A 19,317-nucleotide genomic window follows, 5' to 3' on the forward strand; every position below is an offset into this window, starting at 1 on the left:
AGAGTGAAAAAATTTATTGTTCTTCTGAAATTTATATTAAACGACTTGCTGTTTATTGGAGGGTGCATCTTTATTCTGCTGGCAGCGTATCGGGTAAATACAAACATCGGTCTATTTCTGACGGGTGTATTTTTTATGTTTTACGCCTACCTGCTGTCAAGTCACGCGCGGCAGAAAGAGAGGTGAAATAATTGTTTATAGACAAGTTTTTTGAAAAACGATCCGGCTCAAAAACGTTAGACGGTTTTAGCCAGTTGATCAATCTGTTTGGAGGTAGAGAAACGGCAAGTGGTGAAAGAGTCAGTGAAAGTAATTCATTTGAGCAGCCGGACATTTTTGCCTGTGTAAATGTATTGTCTGATGACATCGCAAAGCTGCCGATACACACATTTAAAAAAGAGAGTCAAGGAGTCAACAGAAACCCTAATCATCCATCTGCCTATGCGATCTACGCAAGGCCTAACCCATATATGACTGCATATGTATGGAAGAAACTCATGATGACCCATGTCCTCACATGGGGAAATGCCTATTCGATGATTGAATTTGGGGCACATGGGTTCCCTGAAAATCTTTACCCGTTGCGGCCGGATGCAACAAAAGCATACATCCATCCCGACTCAGGGAGGCTGTGGTACCAAACCAACGTTAACGGAAGAACGATGGAACTATATGAACACCAAGTGCTGCATTTTAAAGGTTTATCAACGGATGGCATTCACGGTAAGTCGCCTATTGGGGTAGTGAGAGAGCATATAGGCGCTCAAGCAGCTGCCACAAAATATAACGCAAAACTATATAAAAACGAAGCCACGCCGCGAGGTATTCTAAAAGTACCTTCTTTCTTGGATGAAAAACCAAAAGAGAACGTTCGTAAAGAATGGCTGCGGGTCAACCAAGGTGAAAACATAGCCATTATTGACAATGGACTAGAATATCAATCTATTGCCATGCCGTTGCAAGAAGCGCAGTTTGTAGAATCTATGAAATTCAATAAAGCTCAAATTGCCATGATTTACAAAGTTCCTTTGCATAAACTCAATGAACTTGATAAAGCCACGTTTTCAAACATTGAGCATCAATCCTTGGAATACGTAAAAAATACACTGCAACCGTGGATCGTGAATTTTGAACAAGAATTAAATATTAAGCTGTTTACTGACAATGATCAAAAAGCGGGCCATTATGTAAAATTCAATGTTGATAGTGAGCTGCGCGGCGACAGTAAAACTCAAGCAGAGTATTTTAAGACCATGAGCGAAGCGGGTCTTTTAAATAAAAATGAGATTCGCGACTTGATAGAGAGAAACCCTATCGAGCATGGCGAGAAATATCTTTCCAGTTTGAATTATGTGTTCCTTGACTTTATGGAAGAGTACCAGCGACTTAAAGCGGGTTCTGCCATGAAGGGAGGTGACAGCAAGAATGAGTAAGGAAAAAGAAGTGCGGCTGCTCACGACGCCTATTGAGATCCGTTCTGATGGAGAGGGACAATCCGAATATGTGGAAGGCTATGCTTTGAAATTTGAAAAGTGGTCCGAGCGTTTGGGATGGTTCAAAGAAATTATCAGCAGGAACGCTTTAGAATCTACCGATCTATCAAACGTCATTGCACTTTTTAACCACCGAGAGGATTTTCCCCTAGCGCGAAATACCGTTTCAGGGGAGTCAGGGCGGCTTGAACTAGAAATAGATGGCATAGGTCTTAAATTCAGATTTAAGCCGTCAGACACGTCATATGCGCGCGATCTCATGGAGAATATACGCAGCGGCGTTATTAATCAATGTTCTTTTGCCTTTTCGTTGGATTATAACGGAGAAGAGCCTGACGAGTGGCGCATAAATGAAGATGAAGACATATACGAACGAAGAATAAACAACATTCACCGCATTTATGACATATCTCTTGTAACGACACCAGCGTATAGCGATACCGAAGCTGTAGTAGGTGCCCGCAGCTTAGAGAAAGTAGAAGAAATGAAAGAACAACGAAGTGCACCAACAGATGAAACTTTAAAAATTGAATTGGAACTTTTAAGCCTTGATCTTCCAGAGTAAGGCTTTTTTGCGTTCTATGAGGAGGAAAAATAAAGATGACAAAAAAAGAAATTGAACTGCGTCAGCGGTTTACGCAAAAGAAAGAAGATGCTGACAAAGCACTTGCAGAAGGAAAAACAGAGGAGGCGCGCCAGCTTCTCGATGAAGTGAAAGAGCTCAAGAATCAAATTGAATTGATGGTAGAAGGAAGATCACTGAACGTGCCGGATTTACCTGGCGGTGAAAATTTTGTGCCGGAGCTAGAACGTAATCCGGAGGGACGAAAAGGAGCAGAAGGGGATAAGGAAGAACGTCAAAAGAAATTTACCAAGTTGTTCATGAAGTCTCTTCGAGGTAAATCCTTAACACATGAAGAACGTGAATTCCTAGAAAATCCTGAATTCAGAGCGATGTCAGGAAAAAATGAAGAAGATGGCGGAATCCTGATCCCCGAAGATATTTCACGAACTATTAAAGAGTTAAAGCGGGAGCAATTACATCAACTTGAGCAATATGTCACGGTCGAGCCGGTTGCAACAAGATCAGGTAGCCGTATGCTTGAAAAAAACGGAGACATGACACCATTTCAAGACATAGAGGAAATGGGGAACATTCCAGAAACAGACCAGCCTAAGTTTACAAAACTATCATACAGTATCACTGATTATGCTGGATTGTTACCTCTTTCAAATACATTGCTGCAAGATACAGACCAAGCCATCATGACGTATGTGGCAAAATGGTTTGTCAAAAAGTCAATTGCAACAAGAAACGCTCTTATCCTAGCTATCCTTGACGATTTAAAAAAGGTTGAATTTAAAGGCCTGGATGACATTAAAAAGACTTTAAACGTTACGCTAGATACCGCCATTTCAGCTGGTGCGATCATCATGACAAACCAAGATGGGTTTAACTATCTGGATCAGCTGAAAGATGCGGACGGTAAATATCTACTCAAGGACATTCCATCCGAACCGACAAACAAAATGCTGTATGGTCGCCGTGTGGTGGTGATCTCAAACAAGGTCTTGAAAACAAAAGCAGGGAAAGCTCCTGTAATCGTTGGAGATTTAAAAGAGGCCGTTGTCTTATTTGATCGTCAGCAACAGTCTATCGACTATACGAACCTTGCAGCAGGATCATTTGAAACGAACACAACAAAAGTACGTGCAATTGAACGAGAAGACGTCCGAAAGTGGGACGAAGATGCCGTAGTTTACGGCCAACTATCAATAAAAGAAGAAGAGGTGAAAAAGTCTTGAGAGTGACGAAAAATTACACCACTGATGGCGGGGATAGAACTGTCATTGGTGGTGTATTAGAGTTTGCAGGAGGAAAGATAGTCAAAGACGGCGAGGAAGTGAGTGTAGGAGGCGGCGGATCAGCTGCACCAGGAAGCGTGACACATGAAATGCTGGCCGAAAAAGCGGTTCGTTCGGTAAACATCGGGACGGGAAGCGTCATGCCGGAGCATCTTAATTCGTCTATTGAAACTAGACTCAAGGGAATGGAAGACGAAATAAAAGAGCTGAAAAGCAAACTGAGCAAAGAATAAACAATTGAAAGGAATGGATTAAACATGGCTAAAGATTTTTTGAATGAGAGTAACGGAGTATACACCTCTGCAGAGGCGGGGCCTGACGGTAAACCTATCACGCCTGTTTCTATCAGAGACAATAGCGAAGAAAATCCTCTTTATGTGAAGGGGTTAAAGGGTGATCCTGGTGAACAAGGCCCTCAAGGTCCAAAAGGAGAAAAAGGCGATCCAGGAGAGCAAGGTCCAAAAGGTGACAAAGGAGATCCTGCAGTAATTGAAACGGGGGCTATTAAGAACGATCATTTAGGCGACGGGTCTGTAAACTCACGGACAATCGGTAAAGGTAGTGTTAAATGGGACAATATCAATTCAGAAGTACAAAAAATGATTACAGATTTACAGACGCGAGTTGATGGGCTTGAGGGTAAAGAAAATACTGAATAAGTAGGCGGTCTTCTATGGATTTAAAAATGCTGAAAGATGAATATTTAAAAATTGATACCGACCAAGATGATGCCTTACTTAAAACCTTAATTACTGCAGCAAAGGAATATATCAGAAACGGAATAGGGCGTTATACAAAAGGTAACGCTCAATTTGAACTTGTAGTAGGGATGTTAGTTGAGCATTGGTACGAAAACAGGGGGATGTATGAGTCAGGTGTTTCCGGCTCAAACATCCCTTTTACCGTTCAAGCTTTGCTGACTCAACTTCGATATGTGGATGTGAAAGGAAATGAAGAAGATAAGCAAATTGAATCGGAGGTTAATCTTCCAAGTAAAGAAAAGGGTACAGGATGATGAGCTGAATTGGAATGAATCCTACGAAAATGTTTTTGAGACATGGGGTTCAATTGAAGGATTTTCCGGCACAAAATCAGATACGCTTGTTGCCGGTGCGTTAGGCGTTAAGTCACCAAAGAAAATCACAATAAGATACCGGGAAGACGTTACGCAAGATATGCGTATTCTTCATCGAACGGGTACCGATGACGCAGGAGAGCCCATATATCGCACTTTCGATGTAATGGATTTCAACGACATCGAAAATAAAAAGAAGCAACTTGAAGTCACATGCAATGAGGTCGGCGTAAATGGCTGATATGGATATTGATGGATTTGATGATCTAACGAGATTTTTCAACAAGATAGGTGACGACGTGGAAAAAGCTGAAAAGGTTGCCCTTAAAGCTGGGGGCGAGGTAATAGCCGCGCACCAAAAACGTAACGTGAATAAAAGTTCAAAAAATCAGCCTCACATGGTCGATAACATCACGGTTTCAGCTGCAAGAGAATCCAAAGACGGTGAACTGTTTGTATCGGTTGGGCCGAATAGAAAAGTCGCTTACAGAGGACGTTTTTTAGAATGGGGCACGTCTAAAATGCCGCCGCATCCATTCATTGAAAAAAGTGCAATCGAAGGGGAGGGACAAGCTGTGAAGATCATGGAAAGAATTATCACGGCGCCTATTAAATGAGCTTTGATGCAAAGAAAGAATTGAGTGCAGCGTTAATAAAAAACGATGAATTAAAGCAGCTTGTCACGGGTGGTTTTCATAATCTTGTGGCTGATGATGTGGCCGCATTCCCTAGAGTTGTGTTTTCAGAGATTACAGATAGGGACCAGGAATACAGAGACAACCAAGCAGCTGCTAGTGAAGTTCGTTTTCAGCTAAGTATTTTTTCAAAAGCAGACACGCGAACGCATGAAACAGAAATAGCAAAACAGATAGACAAACTGATGAAAGATTTAGGTTACGGGAGGTACGATTCAGTCGATCTTTACGAAACAGATACAAAAATCTTTCACAAGGGCATGAGGTACGTTAAAACATTTTTCTAGGAGGAAAACAGATGGGGAAAACAATCTACGGATTAGACATGTTCCATTATGCTGAGCTTATTCAGGATGATGACAAAGGACTTGAATATGCAAAGCCTGAACGACTGCCAGGAGCTGTAAACGTCAAGGTCGATCCTAAATCAGAGCAATCTAAATTTTGGGCTGATAACGGCGTCTATGATTCATTTAACAACATGGGTGACATTGACCTTGAGGCTGAACTAGCAGATTTACCTATTGAGGTGCAAAACAAGATTTTCGGTCACAAGGTCGAAAATGGGATTTCTTTTGCCAGTTCTGATGACAAGGCTATTTTCTTGGCTTTTGGCTTTAGGGCGAAAACGTCCACAGGCGGCCATAGATTTTACTGGTTCTTAAAGGGACTTCCTGAATTGATGGCTAACGAAAATAAAACCACAGAGGGTAAAGCAGATCCTGAAACAGCAAAATTTAAAGCAGGTTTCATGACTCTTCAAAATAAGAAGGGGAAAAACCGTTGGAAGGCTCAAGCTGAGTTCGACGAAGGCTTTGACCCGGATGAATGGTTTAAACAAGTTGTATACGACGGTGCGTCGTTTTCAACGGGAAAAGATACAGAGGATTCCACAAGTTCAGTAGACATCGGAAAGGGCGTTTAATAACGCTCTTTTTTATTTTGTAATCGGGAGGCAATAGCATGGAAGCATTGACAATCACCTTGCATTTAAACGGTAAGAAAAAGAAATTTTCCACACCTAACTTTATCACGGGTGTTTTATTTAGGACTGCGGCAGAAATAACAGAAGACCTTGAATCGAATGATCCTGAAAGGATTTATACAAGTAAACAATCAGAGTTTATCTGTGAAGTGTTCGGAAACAAATTCACTGCAGAAGAATTTGAAAAAGGCATTGATTCAAGACTTTTATATAGAACAATCTACGCAACTGCAAACTATGTCATCGGAAATATCGTCGAAGCGAGCAAGATCCTGAATCCAGAAACCGCAGAGGAAGCAGAGCCGGGGGAGTAAGTTTGTCCGATGCTGTCCTTGATATGTATAACGCATTAGAGGACATTGGCTTTACTCAAAATCAGATAGACGAAATGGACATTGTCTATCACTTGAAGCGACTCGCGCGGCGCAAAGAAGCGAGCAAGGAAAAGCCAAGTAAAAACGCTGCAGCATCGGATAAGCCTTTATACATTGATCAGATACCTGGACTGTAAAAAGGTGGTGAGGGATTGAGCAAAGACATTAAAGTAAAGCTGTATTCTAATTCGTCCCAATTTAACGGGGAAATGAAAGCAATTGCAGTTCAAATGAAAAACATAAAGTCCGAGTTTGAGAAAAATAGGACTGCCGTTGGTGTGTGGGGCAATGAATTGAAAACGTCGCAGGCGAAAGTCAGAACCCTTTCACAGCAATTAGACCAGCATAAAATGAAGGTCAAAGCACTTGAAAGAGCTTATGCAGATTCAGCCATCAAGAAGGGAAAGGATGCGGAATCAACGCAAACCCTGGCCCGTCGGTTGAACTATGCAACAGCTGAAATGAATAAGACGCAAAATGCGTTAACACAAACGACCAACAAAATTCAGAGGATGGAAGCTGAGATAAAAAGAACATCCTCATCACTTTATAAGATGGGCCAAAGAATGAATACAGTTGGCAACAAAATGAGAAGTACGGGTGCTTCGGTAGCGATGACTTCAGGAGTTGCTTTTGCTGGCTTGGCCCTCCCACTGAAAGACGCCGTAGAAGTTGGTATGTCATTTGAAACACAAATGAGCAAAGTAAAAGCTATTTCAGGGGGAACAGCTGCAGAAGTCGAAAAGCTGAAAAACCAGGCTAAAGAGTTGGGGGCAACAACTGTTTTCACCGCCAGCCAAGCCGCAGATGCACAAAGCTTCCTGGCGATGGCCGGATTTAAAGCAAATGATATTTACGCAGCCATGCCAGGTATGCTGAATTTAGCAGCTGCAGGTCAACTAGATTTAGCTGCCGCCGCCGACATCTCATCTAACATGATGCAGGCATTTGCTATGAAAGCATCGGAAGCAGGGCACGCATCGGACGTAATCGCATATGGTGCGGCTAATGCTAACACGAACGTGGAGCAGATGGGAGAGGCCATGAAGTTCCTTGCACCTAACGCCAATTCATTAGGCTGGGGACTCGAAGAATCAGCGGCCGCAGTCATGGCGTTTGGTGATGCAGGTTTGCAAGGTTCAATCGCAGGACAAGCCTTTGGTACGTCTTTGATCAGGCTGGCAACACCAGCTAGAAAGGCGCAGAAGGTAATTGATAAGTTAGGGTTTGCTTTCTTTGATGTAGCGGGAGACATGAAGAGTATGCCGGAAGTTGTTGCCGAGATGGAAAAGGGTATGAAGGGCATGACGAAGGAGCAGCAAGCCGCAACCTTAAAAACCATTGTCGGAGCTGAATCATACAAACATTGGGCCGTTCTCTTACAAAAAGGCAGCAAGGCATTGAAAGAAAACACTAAAGCACTAAAAGAATCAGACGGTGCAGCTAAAAAAATGGCTGACACAATGCTTGATAATGCGCGGGGCAGTATCATTGCTTTCCAGTCTGCAGTTGAAGGGGCAAAGATTAAGCTTACTGAAAGTCTACTTCCTGCGCTTGGTAACCTAGCTGAAAAAGGAGCAGACATCGTTTCCATGTTTAACAAAATGGATTCTGCCACAGCTCAAACGATTGCTAAAACTGCGTTGTTTGCTACGGGTGTTTTGGGCGCCACAACAGCAGTCGCAACGCTAACGATGGGTATTGGTGCGCTCTTAGCATTTACGGGTCCAGTGGGGCTTGCCATAGTTGGTGGAACGGCTTTACTAGGCGGTATTGCCGTAGCGACATATGCTTATAATGAACAGCTGAAAAACCAAAAGAAACGCCAAGAAGAAGCAAAAGAAGCAGCGCTTTTATATGGCGAGGGTGTTTCTAAAGCGACACAAAAAGCGGCCGAATCATATGTGAATCTACGCGAAAAAGCTACATCACAACTGTTCCAACTGACACAGGTTTCAGGAAAAGAAGCCGAGAAGATGGCAAGCAATCTATTGTCTACTTATCAAAAAATGTCCACATCTCTTATTAAGGAGTTAGAAGGATTTAAGACTGATGCAATTGCAGTTCTCAAAGGACTATTTGAAGATCAGGAAAAAGAGACAAAGAAAATCGGAGAAGATTGGTCCGATCAATTGGTTGGAGACATTGACAAAGACGTCCAAAAAGTTCGCGAGAAAATACGGCAGTTAGAAAAATTGAAAGATGAAACAGGCTTAATGACATCGAAAATGAATGCTTCTCAAAAGAAAACTTTTGAAGAGATAATTTCATTTTTTCAACAGTCAACAAGTAAGTTTGCCGCAAATCAAAAGGACGCTTTAGCAATCCAACAGAGAGTTTCTGAGAGTCAAAACAAACTCTCTTTTAAAAATGCGAAAAGCTACAATGATCAAATCAGCGGTATTTATAAAGAGGGACAGAAAGCAGCTAAAGAAGATCGCGACTACAGAAATAAAGTTTTAGATGAGGCCCTTGCAAAAGAAGCCATATCAGCAGCGCAGCACAAAGCACTAAAAGCTAAAAGTAATGCAGATTATCAAAAGGCTCTTGCTGAAAACCTAGAGGCTTACAAAAACAGTTCCAAAGCTTTGTTTGATCAGATGTCGCAAGATGGTAAGTTGCTGGACTTGGAAACGGGAAAAGCCCTGGAAAAACAAAAAGAGTATTCCAGTAATTCAATGGGGATTTTCATTGAAATGGAAGAGAGCGATGCAAAATACCAAGCACGCTGGGCCGAAAAACAGGTTGCTTTCTTACAAAAACTTGGAGACAGCAAAGAAGAAGCATTAGAAAAAACGAAACAAGCACTTATTGAATTTAACGAGGGTTTAGGATTTTCTGCAGAAGAATCAGCTAGTAAAGCAAACGAAGCAATTGTAAATGCTGAAAATGAATTTAACCGTGCAACATCTGCCCGTGAATCGGGAAAGAAAATGGGCGATGAATTTGCGGACGGCTTAACAGATGCCACACCTAACACGTTAGCAAGTGGAACGATCCTTAAGCAGTCGCTTGATCAAAAACTGCGAGAGGAAAACGGCATTCCTAGAATTGCAGGGAAAGAAAAAGGTCAATCATTTAGCGATGGAATCAGTTCGTCAAAAATTAACGTATCTACCAGTGGTACAGTTCTGCAGCAAGCACTTAGGCAAAAGTTAAGTGAAGGCAATGCAGGAGCTAAAACATTCGGCTCACAAAAAGGCCAATCATTTAGCGCAGGTATAAGCTCAACAAAAGGCAGCACAAGCACTGCAGCAAGCAGCGTAAACCAAACAGCGTTATCAAACCTAGACAAAAATACCACTCAAGCTACTCAAGCAGGAGTGACAAAAGGGAAAAGTCATAGTGCGGGAATAACAAGCACAAAGGGCGCCAATACGTCTGCAGCATCATCCGTTAGTGCGTCAGCAACAGCCCAACTTGCCAAAACAACCGATGGCGGAGGCGGACAAAAAGCAGGGAATCAATTCGCGTCGGGAATCCGTAGCCAAGCCGGAAACGCTAGTAATTCAGGTAGCACCGTAGCACAATCGGGAAAACAAGGTTTATCAAGTGTTAAGACAACTAGCACGGGTGCTGATTTTTCTAAAGGCTTTGCTAATGGTATTCGCAGTATGGGAGGCACAGGTGGTACGATATGGAAAGCTGCATGGGCCATCGGTAAAGTTGCAATACGTTCGCTGAAAGATTCCATACAATCAAAATCACCTGCAAAGAAGACCATCGCAGAAGGTGTGAACTTTGGCGATGGGTTTATCATTGGGCTTGGAGAAAAAGCGCAGGACGTGAAAAAGAGCACTGCAGCTATGGCGCAAGGTGCTATGACGTCCTTCAAGTCTGAAATTAATAGAATGGCTTTTAACATCCAGGGAGCCGCAGATGAAATAAATACGATGCGCGCCGAACTGACTGTGAAAAACGAAATTGATACGCCTATTCTAAATCAGAAGCTAGATGCTCTTATTAACCTTCTATCAAATAATCTGCAGACCAACAATGAAAACGTAAGTGCTACAGGGCAAACAATCAGAATCCATCCTGCGCCTGTCATTATTGGCGGTGAGCATTTAGCAGACATCGTTTTTAATCAAGGAGACACATCTATTCTAGACAAAAAGAGCGCTCAAAAATATGAGCAGAATGCCTATAAAGGAGGGCTGAAAAGATAAATGGATCTGTATTTTGATTTCAGAGATGGTTTAGGGGAGCAACCTTTGTCAGGGTTACTGCCCTATTTTAAGTTGCTTAGCTTTGCACCTGACGCGCCGAGCACTGATAGGGAGTTTGTACAGTTGACCAGGTTTAACGGACTTGTACCAACGCAGCATCCGCGCGACATAGTGTACAAAGAAAGGTCTATCAAGGTTGAAATATTGCTTGATGCTAAAATAGCGGCAAACTTTTATCAGTACAGGCATGAGTTTTATGATCTCGTTGTTCAGCCCTTCTGGTATTACATCTCATGTGATCTGCTTCCTGGGAGACGTTTTGCGGTTACGTGTGACGGAGGGTTTCAAATACCCAAAGACAAGCAAAAAAAACAGGTATCCTTCCAAGTGGATTTTAACAATATCACAGGGCTGGCAGAGTCAAAAGGCACGTCTTTAAGCGCGCAGAACTTTTCTAATGAAAGATGGTTTTCAGGAATGAACATTCAAAGGCGCGACGATCTGGAGTACCGATTTAAAAACAAAAAACGTTTCAGTGTTTTCAATCCTGGCTTACCGATTAATCCACTGCAGCATGATTATAATGTGCTGCTAAACGCAAAGGGAAAAAACATAACGATTATCAATCACACGAACAACGAAAGATTGAAAATAGAAGCCGAATTGAAAAAGTCCCAGCAGGTCAGAAACCTGAAACAGTATACCGTTGTCGGCAATAAAAGATTAAAAACGTCGGGGAGGTTGCCGTCCTTAGACAAAGGCATGAATGAGTTTGAGATACAGAACACCAATGATTTTGAAATTGTATTCGATACAAGATTTTATTTTCCGTAAAAGGGGGTTGTCATGGCTGCAGCAGATTTTATAAAGAAACTAGCTCCAGGGGCGCAGAAAGTCTATAAGAAATATAATGTCCTTGCGAGTCTAGTCATCGCTCAGGGGTGCCTAGAAAGTGGTTTCGGATCCAGTGGTCTTTCTCAACAAGCCAACAACCTATTTGGAATCAAAGGAACTTATAACGGCAAATACGTATTAATGTGGACTAGTGAGCAGGACAAAAAGGGAAACGTTACTAGGATACAAGCGAAATTTAGAAAGTATCCATCTTATGCTGAGAGTCTCGCGGATTTAGGGAGTTTGTACACTCGTTTGAGTCGATATAAGGCAGTGGTAGGTGAAAAAGATTATAAGAAAGCTACTGCGGCAGTTTCAAAAGCTGGATATGCTACCGACATAAACTATGCAACAAAATTAAACAGCATCATCTTTACTTACAAACTTACACAATATGACACCTTTGATGATGTGCCGGATGAACCAGAACCAGAAACACCAACTAAACCGACATATCCAAGCAAGGAATACCAAGGCAAGGATGTAGAATTAAATGACGGGTTGCCCACTGACATTGATTTCAGGCAGCTGCACGTCTCAACCAAAGACGGCAAAGAGCTTGTGGAAATCGTTGGTGCTGTGTTGGAGCTGCAAGACGACACAACAGGTAAAAAGAGTTTCACTTTTACGTTAATGCGAACAGAGGATAACGGAACGGAATTTGATTTGCTTGTTCCAGGGAACATATTGTACTTGGATGAAAAAGTTTACAACCATCAAAAATATTACATTACAGACATTGAGCTTGATCAGAGCAGAAAAAACGTGCTGCAGAAAAAGGTTACGGCCAATCATGTGTATACCGTCTTGTTGGTAAACGACAGGGTCGAGGAAAAAACGTCAAAGAAACTTAACATCAAAGAAGCCCTAGATATTGCGCTTGCTGACACACCTTTTCAATATGTCCTGAAAGAAAAAGAATCAGCATTTGATACCGTTGATCAAGACGGCTTCGGCGAAAAGAATTGTATTGAGTTAATGGATCAAATTGTTGAGGATTATGAAATAGAGCTTGATGTAAACAACTATGTCATCTATGTATATAAAAAGATGGGAAAAGTAGTAGATTACACTTTTGACAGCCGATACAATATGCCGGGCTTTAAATTAAAGATCAATGACCAAAACACTTCCACAAGAGCATGGGGTTACGGCGCAGAAAAGAAAGTTAAGAAAAGTGATACTAAATCCACTGATACAAAAACGAACGAGGATGAAGAGGAAAAAGAGCCTGAATACGAATTCGAGCCTATCCTTTATATCCATCCTGATGAAGATAAGTTTCTCATTGAAGGAAAGCCGCGATGGGGTGAGCCGATAAGAGACGACACAGTAAAAAAAGCAAGCAACATGGTATCTGCTTTGAAAAAGCACGTAAACCCATATCCTGATGTAGTCGTTGAGGCTGAGTATCAGTATATCTATGAGCCAGCACTACAAGGTATAGAAGAGGATTTTTGGAAAGGTGACACGATCCATGTCATTGCTGATACAGCAAATGGGATCACGTTTGAGGACGATGTAAGGTTAGTGTCTGTCACTTATAATCCCCTCAACCCGTATGACAGCCCTAAAATGACTTTCGCAAATTTCCGAAAAGACATTCAGGATTATCAAGTAAGCCAGGCGCGGCAGATTAAGCAACAAAAAAGATATATAGACCAGTTGATGAGAACGCTCAATTAGAAGCGTTTTTTCTTTTGGAATTGAAAGGAGTGAATAAATTGGTCCGGCTTAAAAAAGATTATGATACGACAAGGAATTCAGTCTATGAATCACAGTTACGCGGTGACATGCAAACGGTTGAGAATGAGCTTAATAAAAATGCAACTGAATTACAGTCTCACAAGGATAGTAAAAAAGCTCATTTGTCTAGTCAAATTATGCATGGTCTATTTACTGTTGCCAACAGGATTGACAACATGTGGGCTAGATTGACAAACCTTGTTCTCAATCATGACGGGAATGATGTCAAGGAAGTTGTAGACATTCGAGTTGCTAGGGATGCATCTATTCATCCCACAGCAAAAGACAGATTAGACTATGACTTTCAAATACTTGAAGAAGAAATAGAAGCAGCTGCCGTTTCCCTGAATCTAAAAAGGTTTATTAAAAAGTACGGAAGTTTTACCGCAGGATTCAAGGCAGCTCTTAGTCTTGCAAAATTATACCCTGTGCACATTGTTGTTCCTCCTGGACAATACAAACTAATGGAGACAGCAAGCATATATAAAAACACTCATTTAACCTTACAAGCTGGTGCCGTTATTAAACGTGGCTTTGTGGGATCAATGCTTGTAAATGGGGATAAAGAAGATCAAACAAAGGAATATGACGGCCACGGAAATATACTGATTGACGGTCAAGGGGTGTTTGATAGCGCAGGGGGAGAGATCAAAGAACAATGTTCAGTCATAGGTTTTGCACATGCTGAGCGCATTATCATACGGGACATCACTATCAAGGATGTGTGCGGCGGTCATGCCTTTGACTGTGCAGGTAATAAACACGTATTAATAGAGAATGTCTGGTTTAAAGGTTTCGCTGATTATAAAGGCGACAGGTGGTTTTCTGCTGCGATTCAGCTGGACTTAATGAGATTGGCGGGCAACTTCGGCGCCTTTGGTGCTTATGACCAAACCGTCAGCAAGCATGTCACTATTCGAGACTGCTATTTCAGCAGATCTGAAAGCTTAAAAGGATATGCACGGGGGATAGATTCTCACACCAGCACAGATGGCTTTTGGTATTCTGATATTCGTATCGAAAACAACGATTTTGAAGATACGACCGAGTACGCAATTTCAGGGAACAAATGGGAAGATGTTGTAATAAGCCGAAACAGATTTAAGGATTGTGCATCCGGTGTAAGACTAATGATTCCTAGAGTAGAATCGGTCTACACGCAAGACGCAAACGGCAATCCTACGAACAGGGTCAACAAGGTAAAGCGTCTTTCGGTCAAAGATAACACTTTTACCAATATCAAAGAGCGTCATGCCATTCAAGTATATGGCCGCAAAGGAATTCAAAAAATTGATGACGTTGAAGTTTCAGGAAACAAAATCAATGGCGTAAAGGTTAAGCATGCTATTCACTTATCAGATGTGGATGGCTTTTTGGTGTCTCACAATCAATTTAGAGACATCAAGCATCATGGGGTGCTCTTAACACGCTGCAGCAATGGCAAAGCTGATCTAAACATAGGACGGGACATCGAGGGGAACGGTGTACGCGTAGAATTAGGATGTAAGAACATTGATGTCACAAACACCACCTTACGTGAAGTTGGATATTCGGGGATTTCTGTTTCAGGTGATTCAGAGGACATAAACGTTGATTTCAGCGATATTCAGAATGCTGGTAAAAGGACTTCTTCATCAAACCCGTATTACGGAATTATCTTCATGGATGGAGTCACAGATTCAGCAGCAAGATTCAACAAAGTGCGCGGGAAAAAATGCAGATACGCTATGTATTTTACAAGCAAGTGTTCTCGCATTCAGCATTTCGGCAATCGACTAAAAGGAGCTGGCGCAGAAGGTTCTTTGAAAGACAACAGCGTTGATCCTATTAAATCATTTGAAAATGTAACATGAGAGAGGTGATAACATGATTCGCAAAAATGGTCCACTTGATTTTGATGTAAACGCATATACCAGTTCAAGCGTATCAACTAGCATAAATTTTTGGACGCAGGATCGTCAGACGGCAAGGCTTATTTTCAAACTCACAAAAGATGGTTCACCTTTGCCTTTAGCAGCTGTCACTGGAAAACTTGTATTAGTTATGGCCGACGGCAGCCGATTCATTCGAGACGTAACGATAGTTGATAGAGTGAACGGACACGCCGAGTACGTTTTGACAGATGAAGAGATCAAGCATCATGGAAATGTACAAGCTGAGCTGAATTTGTACTATGCAAATGATCAATCTATGTCCGTACATCAATTCTCTTTTAACATTTCAAGGTCTCTCATTGATCAAGATATTGTGCCAATCACTGAGTATTATGTGGACGAGTTCGAGGCTTTAAGAGCAAAGATAAATGAGCTTTACGAAGAGTCTATACAAACGATTGATGAACTGAGAGACAAGTTTGAGGACTTGGAAAAGATCGAAACAAAACAGGGCGCGCAGTCTAAAGCAGATGCAGCACTTGCGGCAGCTAAAAAATACACGGATGATCACGCGGAAACACCTGCAGGTGCAAAAGATAAAGTAGCGGCGGCACTGGAAGCGGCAAAAGAGTACGTCGATCCGCACCTTGAAAACAAAAAGATTCACGTAACAGAATCAGAAAAAAGTAACTGGAATAACGGCCAGATGCACAGGCTTACACCTAACGACGGTAAAGTTGCCAGGCTGCCAAACGGTACTGATATTTTTTTACTGCCAACGGGTTTTTATATGGGAGCAAATCTGTTAAATCTGCCTGTAGAGAATGATTCCAGTTTCTATTACATTGAAGTATTAGAAACATCATATGTCCAAAATGAAATTAATTACAAAAGGATTATTGCCACGAGATCATTTGATAATATGACTTGGATTGGCACGTTCCATGCACAAGGCTTTCGAGGTTGGAAACGTCTCATAACAGACGGAGATGCTGCAGTCACTTGGAAAACACCTTCATTGTCCAAAGGATGGAAGCAATATGTATCATCAGATGGATTTCCGCACACGCTATGCTACTCAAAAGATGCCTTGGGAGTGGTGGAGATCATCGGGTCTATTACTGGTGGAGTGATTGGTAATGATGCCGAGGCGTTTACATTACTTGAAGGATTCTTTCCCTTGCAGTCATTTCACTTTATTGGAGTAGCATCCAGTTTGGGGTCACCCGGTGTACCACAATATCACCGAACCTATATAGGTACTGACGGTCGAGTTTGTGTTCAATCTTGTTCTAATACGGTAAACCCCAATGAATTTATTACGTTTGGGGTCCGTTTTAAAGCAAAGTAAACGTGGGAGGTGCGAATATGATCTGGGTGTATAAATATGATGAAAATTACATTTGGCAAGCAGACAAAGACATCTTAGTAGATGTAGAAAACGGAGAGGAAATCCCCAAAGGCTATACAGATAAACAGCCACCAGATGGGCTATTTATTGCAAAGTACGATCCCAAAAAAGAAGAGTGGTTTGAATCGGCAACACAAGAATACATTGATAGTTTGCAGCCTGATCCACCGCCACCAGATGATGTAGAGCTGCTAAAAAAACAAGTCGCTCTCCTTACATTGCAACTTTCGCAGTTGCAGAAAGGCGGGACATCATGATTTATCCAACGGCGGCCGACATAAAAGTATTTTGGGATTGGGGCGTTTACACTCTTGAGATCATGCGGGAGTATGTCGCATTAGAAGTAATAACAAAAGAAGAGTTTAAGCAGATCACAGGCGTCGCATTCGACAAGCCTGCTGTCTCAGTGGATTTAGGTTCTACAGCATCTTAACAGGTGCTTTTTATTTTGCCTTCGAAAGGAGGTGACAAATGAATGGGGGATATAAAATTGTTTATTAACTTTGAAACTTTGGATTTAGCGAAGACTTATTTATTTGGCGGTGTGAAATTTTTGGACTTGCTCTTGCTGCTAAGCGTCATTGATGTTCTGACGGGTATCATCAAAGCTTGGAAGATCGGTAAGCTGCGCAGTCGCACGGCTTGGTTCGGTTACGTGCGAAAAATGCTTAGTTTTGTTGTCGTGATTGTGGCCAACATCATTGATCAGATCATGACTTTGAATGGAGTGCTGACCTTCGGGACAGTATTGTTTTACATCGCAAACGAAGGGCTTTCTATCACAGAAAACCTCGCACAGATTGGTGTTAAAATTCCAGCTTCCATAACAGACCGCCTTCATGTGATCGAGTCTGACAGCCAAAAAGAAGAAGAGGAAAAGAAAGCTGCTGAGTAATCGACGGCTTTTTTCTATATAAAAAAATGAATGGAGAGATTTAAAATGACAAAGAAAATTATGCTTGATCCGGGACACGGTGGGCACGATCCGGGCGCAACAGAAAACGGACTGAAAGAGAAGGATCTTGTATTAAAGATCGCTAAGAAAACTAAAGCGATTCTTGAAAAGGTGTATGGGGCATCCGTTAAGCTCACACGATCAACTGACGTTTACGTTGATCTGTCTCAAAGAGCTAGACTAGCAAATAATTGGGGCGCTGATTATTTTGCTTCTATCCATATCAATGCAGCTGGCGGCACAGGCTTTGAGTCGTTTCGTTTCGTCAAATTATCTGCATCATCCGGCACTGGCAAGCAGCAAAAAATCGTACATGATGCGATCTATAGAAAAATTAAAGGTAAAGCAGGGGACCGCGGTACCAAGTCTAAAGATCTTGCAGTATTGCGAGAAACAAAAATGCCTGCAATCCTAACAGAGAACCTTTTCATTGACCGCAAAGAAGATGCTGCGCTGCTGAAACAAGATTCGTTTCTGAACCTATTGGCCGAGGGTCATGCGGAAGGGATCGCGGCGGCTGTTGGTTTAAAAAAGGTGTCTTCTTCAAATAAAACAAAGCCAAGTAATAAACCAGCGCCAAATGGCATTAAAATGGCCGTAGTGAAGCCGAATGCTGATGGGTGGCTATGGGTCTATGATAAGCCGGACTGGAAAGCAAAGCACAAAAAGGTGAAACCTGGTGAAGCATTTACGATTGATATGGCCGTTACAGTCAACGGGTCAAAAATGTATAAGCTTAAATCAGGATTATACATCACGGCTGCATCTAAATATGTTCAGGTAAAACAAAAGTAAAATGAAAAAGCCCTTCCTAATTGGAGGGGCTTTTTTTGTTTGTCGTAAATTACATACTTTATAACTATGGAAATTACTGTATATTTCAAGTTATGCTTTATTTGGAATTCACAAAGGGGGAGGGTACGATTTTGAACAAAAAGTGGATATCTAGAATTTCTTTATCCATTGTAGCTGCGTTGGGTATTTCCTGTACGCTTGGAGAGTTTGCAGATGCAAAAACTAATCAGTCACAATATGTGCAACAAAATGAAACAGCAGAATCTTTCACCAAGAATGATCCTGAATTATATCAAAGCGCTTTAGACCTTGGCCTATCTGACAAGGACATCTTTAAAATCGACAGTCTTTTCGACAAAGAAGATAAAGCCACAGTGCAAAACGTATTTCTTGTAGCGATGGGGATAATTACAGGCATGGCGGCGGTTGTCGGCACAGGTTATGGGGCTGGCCGTTATATTGCAAAGCAGCTACATAAACGCAAACAGCTTAGTAAGAAATATTACAAAAAACATAGATGGAAATTCAGAGCCGCGCTGGTACCAGTCATCGGTATTGCTGCGACATTTGGCTTTGATGACTACTACATGGACATATGATTATGTTTGAATATATTTTGATTTTACTCATTTTAGCAACTTTGTTACTGACAGTCGTCGAGGTTTCTAAAATCAAACGAGAAAATAAATCCCTCAGAAACGAGATAGAAGACATAAAGAAAAACATAAACAAATAAAAATTGTTGGTCGTCCACCTGGGCGGCTTTTTTACATTACTTGAACTTCCATTCCTTCTTCTCTTTATTCCATTCAATTTCATTTCTTGTGATAAGGTTTTTAACTGCCTTACGGATTGTCAGCTCATCTTTACCCGTTTTCCGTTTAAGCTCATCTATTGATGGGTTCTTGCGGAACCGGCTCATATTATAGATGATTCGGTATAACTTCCTTTCAAGATCTGTCACGTCATACCCTCCTATAAAAAG

24 protein-coding genes are annotated in these 19,317 nt (G+C 41.7%); 23 read left to right on the plus strand and 1 reads right to left on the minus strand.

Translation table 11 applies throughout. The features are described from left to right. Positions 1–3: 3 nt before the first annotated feature. The 23 genes from AC20OE_RS06115 to AC20OE_RS06225 all read left to right on the plus strand — a co-directional run bounded on the left by AC20OE_RS06115 (position 4) and on the right by AC20OE_RS06225 (position 18,931). Positions 4–186: a hypothetical protein gene (locus AC20OE_RS06115; RefSeq protein WP_269195280.1), complete on the plus strand. Its 183-nt coding sequence runs from the start codon at positions 4–6 to the stop codon at positions 184–186. 5 nt (positions 187–191) lie between these two features. Further along, positions 192–1,433, plus strand: coding sequence for a phage portal protein (locus AC20OE_RS06120; protein WP_350385828.1), 1,242 nt, complete (start codon positions 192–194; stop codon positions 1,431–1,433). After that, complete coding sequence (locus AC20OE_RS06125; RefSeq protein ID WP_059375606.1) at positions 1,426–2,058, plus strand: HK97 family phage prohead protease; 633 nt, start codon at positions 1,426–1,428, stop codon at positions 2,056–2,058. The genes AC20OE_RS06120 and AC20OE_RS06125 overlap by 8 nt, the downstream gene beginning before the upstream one ends. A gap of 35 nt (positions 2,059–2,093) precedes the next feature. After that, on the plus strand, positions 2,094–3,299 hold the full coding sequence (locus AC20OE_RS06130; protein ID WP_487268710.1) for a phage major capsid protein: 1,206 nt from the start codon (positions 2,094–2,096) through the stop codon (positions 3,297–3,299). 2 nt (positions 3,300–3,301) lie between these two features. Then, positions 3,302–3,592, plus strand: a complete 291-nt coding sequence (locus AC20OE_RS06135; protein WP_269196464.1) for a hypothetical protein — start codon at positions 3,302–3,304, stop codon at positions 3,590–3,592. A gap of 24 nt (positions 3,593–3,616) precedes the next feature. After that, a complete protein-coding gene (locus AC20OE_RS06140; protein ID WP_487268712.1) occupies positions 3,617–4,018 on the plus strand; it encodes a collagen-like protein in 402 nt (133 codons plus the stop codon). A gap of 14 nt (positions 4,019–4,032) precedes the next feature. Beyond that, positions 4,033–4,374, plus strand: a complete 342-nt coding sequence (locus AC20OE_RS06145) for a head-tail connector protein (RefSeq protein WP_269195277.1) — start codon at positions 4,033–4,035, stop codon at positions 4,372–4,374. Continuing rightward, the gene (locus AC20OE_RS06150; protein ID WP_269195276.1) at positions 4,328–4,675 is read left to right on the plus strand and encodes a phage head closure protein; all 348 of its coding nucleotides are present in this window, start codon (positions 4,328–4,330) and stop codon (positions 4,673–4,675) included. The genes AC20OE_RS06145 and AC20OE_RS06150 overlap by 47 nt, the downstream gene beginning before the upstream one ends. Next, positions 4,668–5,051 (plus strand): HK97-gp10 family putative phage morphogenesis protein, encoded by a 384-nt coding sequence (locus AC20OE_RS06155; RefSeq protein ID WP_269195275.1) that lies wholly within the window; start codon positions 4,668–4,670, stop codon positions 5,049–5,051. Before AC20OE_RS06150 ends, AC20OE_RS06155 begins: the two co-directional genes overlap by 8 nt. Beyond that, positions 5,048–5,416 carry a tail completion protein gp17 gene (gp17, locus tag AC20OE_RS06160; protein ID WP_151284798.1) on the plus strand — a complete coding sequence of 123 codons (369 nt, stop codon included), beginning with the start codon at positions 5,048–5,050 and terminating at the stop codon, positions 5,414–5,416. Before AC20OE_RS06155 ends, gp17 begins: the two co-directional genes overlap by 4 nt. An 11-nt stretch (positions 5,417–5,427) precedes the next feature. After that, a complete protein-coding gene (locus AC20OE_RS06165; RefSeq protein ID WP_017367768.1) occupies positions 5,428–6,054 on the plus strand; it encodes a major tail protein in 627 nt (208 codons plus the stop codon). Positions 6,055–6,092: 38 nt separating this feature from the next. After that, positions 6,093–6,428, plus strand: a complete 336-nt coding sequence (gpG, locus tag AC20OE_RS06170) for a phage tail assembly chaperone G (protein WP_059375584.1) — start codon at positions 6,093–6,095, stop codon at positions 6,426–6,428. Between the two features lie 2 nt (positions 6,429–6,430). Next, positions 6,431–6,625 carry a hypothetical protein gene (locus AC20OE_RS06175; protein ID WP_017367766.1) on the plus strand — a complete coding sequence of 65 codons (195 nt, stop codon included), beginning with the start codon at positions 6,431–6,433 and terminating at the stop codon, positions 6,623–6,625. Between the two features lie 15 nt (positions 6,626–6,640). After that, complete coding sequence (locus tag AC20OE_RS06180) at positions 6,641–10,657, plus strand: phage tail tape measure protein (RefSeq protein ID WP_487268717.1); 4,017 nt, start codon at positions 6,641–6,643, stop codon at positions 10,655–10,657. Continuing rightward, positions 10,658–11,491: a phage tail domain-containing protein gene (locus tag AC20OE_RS06185; RefSeq protein WP_487268719.1), complete on the plus strand. Its 834-nt coding sequence runs from the start codon at positions 10,658–10,660 to the stop codon at positions 11,489–11,491. It abuts the gene before it with no gap. A gap of 12 nt (positions 11,492–11,503) precedes the next feature. After that, positions 11,504–13,237, plus strand: a complete 1,734-nt coding sequence (locus AC20OE_RS06190) for a glucosaminidase domain-containing protein (protein WP_487268721.1) — start codon at positions 11,504–11,506, stop codon at positions 13,235–13,237. A 29-nt stretch (positions 13,238–13,266) separates the two neighbouring features. Beyond that, the gene (locus AC20OE_RS06195) at positions 13,267–15,150 is read left to right on the plus strand and encodes a right-handed parallel beta-helix repeat-containing protein (RefSeq protein WP_487268723.1); all 1,884 of its coding nucleotides are present in this window, start codon (positions 13,267–13,269) and stop codon (positions 15,148–15,150) included. A 13-nt stretch (positions 15,151–15,163) separates the two neighbouring features. Further along, positions 15,164–16,522: a phage baseplate upper protein gene (locus tag AC20OE_RS06200; protein ID WP_487268725.1), complete on the plus strand. Its 1,359-nt coding sequence runs from the start codon at positions 15,164–15,166 to the stop codon at positions 16,520–16,522. A gap of 17 nt (positions 16,523–16,539) precedes the next feature. Further along, positions 16,540–16,839 carry a hypothetical protein gene (locus AC20OE_RS06205; protein WP_487268727.1) on the plus strand — a complete coding sequence of 100 codons (300 nt, stop codon included), beginning with the start codon at positions 16,540–16,542 and terminating at the stop codon, positions 16,837–16,839. Then, positions 16,836–17,015: an XkdX family protein gene (locus tag AC20OE_RS06210; protein ID WP_487268729.1), complete on the plus strand. Its 180-nt coding sequence runs from the start codon at positions 16,836–16,838 to the stop codon at positions 17,013–17,015. The genes AC20OE_RS06205 and AC20OE_RS06210 overlap by 4 nt, the downstream gene beginning before the upstream one ends. A gap of 42 nt (positions 17,016–17,057) precedes the next feature. Further along, on the plus strand, positions 17,058–17,477 hold the full coding sequence (locus AC20OE_RS06215; RefSeq protein WP_487268731.1) for a phage holin family protein: 420 nt from the start codon (positions 17,058–17,060) through the stop codon (positions 17,475–17,477). A gap of 45 nt (positions 17,478–17,522) precedes the next feature. Next, entirely contained in the window at positions 17,523–18,332 is an 810-nt protein-coding gene (locus AC20OE_RS06220; RefSeq protein ID WP_487268733.1) for an N-acetylmuramoyl-L-alanine amidase, read from the plus strand. 131 nt (positions 18,333–18,463) lie between these two features. Then, positions 18,464–18,931: a hypothetical protein gene (locus AC20OE_RS06225; protein WP_487268735.1), complete on the plus strand. Its 468-nt coding sequence runs from the start codon at positions 18,464–18,466 to the stop codon at positions 18,929–18,931. Between the two features lie 173 nt (positions 18,932–19,104). Here AC20OE_RS06225 and AC20OE_RS06230 read toward each other — a convergent pair whose 3' ends face one another. After that, entirely contained in the window at positions 19,105–19,296 is a 192-nt protein-coding gene (locus tag AC20OE_RS06230; RefSeq protein ID WP_487268737.1) for a hypothetical protein, read from the minus strand. Positions 19,297–19,317 lie beyond the last annotated feature (21 nt).

It is taken from the genome of Bacillus sp. SRI_025 (assembly GCF_057592095.1).

Bases quoted from the DNA above. Each gene is read 5' to 3' on its own strand.
- AC20OE_RS06125 (WP_059375606.1), top strand. From the start codon at position 1,426: ATGAGTAAGGAAAAAGAAGTGCGGCTGCTCACGACGCCTATTGAGATC.
- AC20OE_RS06130 (WP_487268710.1), top strand. From the start codon at position 2,094: ATGACAAAAAAAGAAATTGAACTGCGTCAGCGGTTTACGCAAAAGAAA.
- AC20OE_RS06140 (WP_487268712.1), top strand. From the start codon at position 3,617: ATGGCTAAAGATTTTTTGAATGAGAGTAACGGAGTATACACCTCTGCA.
- AC20OE_RS06145 (WP_269195277.1), top strand. From the start codon at position 4,033: ATGGATTTAAAAATGCTGAAAGATGAATATTTAAAAATTGATACCGAC.
- AC20OE_RS06155 (WP_269195275.1), top strand. From the start codon at position 4,668: ATGGCTGATATGGATATTGATGGATTTGATGATCTAACGAGATTTTTC.
- gp17 (WP_151284798.1), top strand. From the start codon at position 5,048: ATGAGCTTTGATGCAAAGAAAGAATTGAGTGCAGCGTTAATAAAAAAC.
- AC20OE_RS06165 (WP_017367768.1), top strand. From the start codon at position 5,428: ATGGGGAAAACAATCTACGGATTAGACATGTTCCATTATGCTGAGCTT.
- gpG (WP_059375584.1), top strand. From the start codon at position 6,093: ATGGAAGCATTGACAATCACCTTGCATTTAAACGGTAAGAAAAAGAAA.
- AC20OE_RS06185 (WP_487268719.1), top strand. From the start codon at position 10,658: ATGGATCTGTATTTTGATTTCAGAGATGGTTTAGGGGAGCAACCTTTG.
- AC20OE_RS06190 (WP_487268721.1), top strand. From the start codon at position 11,504: ATGGCTGCAGCAGATTTTATAAAGAAACTAGCTCCAGGGGCGCAGAAA.
- AC20OE_RS06200 (WP_487268725.1), top strand. From the start codon at position 15,164: ATGATTCGCAAAAATGGTCCACTTGATTTTGATGTAAACGCATATACC.
- AC20OE_RS06205 (WP_487268727.1), top strand. From the start codon at position 16,540: ATGATCTGGGTGTATAAATATGATGAAAATTACATTTGGCAAGCAGAC.
- AC20OE_RS06210 (WP_487268729.1), top strand. From the start codon at position 16,836: ATGATTTATCCAACGGCGGCCGACATAAAAGTATTTTGGGATTGGGGC.
- AC20OE_RS06215 (WP_487268731.1), top strand. From the start codon at position 17,058: ATGGGGGATATAAAATTGTTTATTAACTTTGAAACTTTGGATTTAGCG.
- AC20OE_RS06220 (WP_487268733.1), top strand. From the start codon at position 17,523: ATGACAAAGAAAATTATGCTTGATCCGGGACACGGTGGGCACGATCCG.